The sequence below is a fragment of the Alteromonas sp. BZK5 genome (genome assembly GCF_014349115.1).
Lineage (GTDB): Bacteria > Pseudomonadota > Gammaproteobacteria > Enterobacterales > Alteromonadaceae > Alteromonas > Alteromonas macleodii.
On the sequence record NZ_JACSOE010000217.1, the window covers coordinates 1 to 2,084 of the forward strand.

Sequence of the window (2,084 nt, forward strand, 5' to 3'; positions counted from 1 at the left end):
ATTAGATACTGATGTCGTCAAAAACCAAAGTGGGCTTATTTATGTTTATCGCAACGGTGACAGGTTTTATCACTCAATAAAAATTGACAAAGCAGACTACCCTGAGATTGAAGCTTATTACCAAACCCACCCGCTTAATAATGTTTCGACATCTCAACACGAGCAACGCCTATTTATAAAGCGTTTAGAGCAGCATGCCACAGCAAGGGTTACTATGGCATTTGCTTCTTTAAATCAATCGTATGAGGGCATGGTCTACGTAGACCCTAAGTATACAAGTTTTGACTCCATTCTTTTTCTAGCGCAAGACCAAGCAAAGATGCTGAAGAAAGGCGTGTGGAGCTTACCGGTATCTCAACAACAGGCGCCATGGTTGAAAAACATTGACTAAACAAACAGTCAGGAAGAAACCTATTAACACGTTCCTTCTTACATCAAGGACAATCTTTTGAAAAAGTTCTTAGTCGTCACGCTTTTTCTTTTCAGTACTCAACTATTTGGTACACCAAACGAAAAATTTGTCACAGTATCTCTTCCTCATGGCGTCTCTTTAGAAATCCCTCGTCTATACAGGGTGCTTAGCCAAAAGGAATCAGAATTAATCGATACTGCCACGCAATCAATAGTTGATTTAGCAGGAGTAGATCCGGTCACTTACAACAAACCCTTTTCTGCAAACTATTTCATCGACAATAAGACAGTAAGTATAGTTAATATTCTTTATTACCCAGATATCGAGTTTACACAGGCCGATATTGCAAACTTCACCCCTGAGGACATTGATGAAGTAGACAACTACTTACGAGAAAGCAACTCAGATGCTTACAAATCGATGTCAAGCTCAGTATTAGAGTGGTATGGAACAGAGCGAGTTAAATTAAATGGCTTACATGCCCTCAGAACAAGTTTCTTCAGAGATAAAATAGGTAAGAGCCAATCTAGCGTTGTCACTTTCATTAGAGTAATCAGTGCCGAAGAATCATTTAATCTGACCTTCAGTTATCAAAAAAGTCTCGAATTCTTTTTGAAGCCAATCACGGAGCGTATGATCATGTCTGTAAAGAAAAATCAATCAGTCAGCGAGGCCATCATTTCCCGCCTAGAGTAACGTTTTGTCAGTAATATGATGGTTATTTTTCTTAAAGTGCATTTGGTCTGTGCTGTTAGCCACAGTTTGTAATGTAATTAAAAAAGGAATTTAAGATGGATTTTAAAGGAAGCGATGTTAAAGAAATTAGGACGGGTCGAATCGGGACTGTTATTTGTTCCAACATAGACACAGTCGATATCCAATATGAAGGTCTTCGAAAACTTAAGTGCAAGTGGAACCAAGTTCAACTTCTTAACGACAAGGACAGGGTGAGGTTTGATAAAGCTATACAGAAAATTGCACGAGATAGTGAACTGAAATCAAAAGAGTTGGCTAAGTATTACGAAAAAAAGCCGACATTGAGCGCGGTACCACAACGACATGGTTATGTCATTTGGACTATTTTTGCAGCAATTTTAGTATTCGCTGTATTTTCTGTTAAAACACCTCCCCCAAGTCAAAGTGAGAAGATAAATACCAGTTACCGGGTCTCTACACCTGACGCCATCAGTTACAGTGATAAATCACGCTCAGCTCTTTCCGAATTAATTTCACCAACCAGTGCTTTGCATCACAAGCATAATGAGCCGTCGCTTAGCCAAATGTCATTAGCTGAACTGATTGACGCTCAGATTGCTTTGACTAGGTTAAATTATGACGGCAGTCACTTTTATACTGACCAAGACTACATGATAGCCAGCCAAGCGATTCAGGAAGAGATAACTAAGAAACTTTCCCAAATTGCCTTAGAAGGTTGGAATAGTGACTTAAATAACTTACCTACATGGAATAAATCCCAATACCCTCGAATCGGCTGTGCGGAAAACGGCAGTTGTTATGGTGACATCAGTAAAATTAATGGGATGTCGAAGACAATTAGAGTCGAGGGATATTATCGCTCTGATGGCACATACGTGAGAGGGCATTATCGCAGCAAAGGACGTTAAAACAAATAGAATGAAAAATGAAGCTTTTCACTAAATCAATCGTAGTC

The 2,084-nt window shown here is 39.2% G+C and carries 3 protein-coding genes; all 3 read left to right on the forward strand.

All coding sequences use genetic code 11. The features are described from left to right. Positions 1–391: hypothetical protein (locus BIZ39_RS21400; RefSeq protein WP_187448051.1), on the forward strand; the 391-nt coding region annotated here is incomplete at its 5' end. A gap of 57 nt (positions 392–448) precedes the next feature. Further along, positions 449–1,108: a hypothetical protein gene (locus BIZ39_RS21405; RefSeq protein ID WP_187448052.1), complete on the forward strand. Its 660-nt coding sequence runs from the start codon at positions 449–451 to the stop codon at positions 1,106–1,108. A 95-nt stretch (positions 1,109–1,203) separates the two neighbouring features. After that, positions 1,204–2,037: a hypothetical protein gene (locus tag BIZ39_RS21410; protein ID WP_187448053.1), complete on the forward strand. Its 834-nt coding sequence runs from the start codon at positions 1,204–1,206 to the stop codon at positions 2,035–2,037. Positions 2,038–2,084 lie beyond the last annotated feature (47 nt).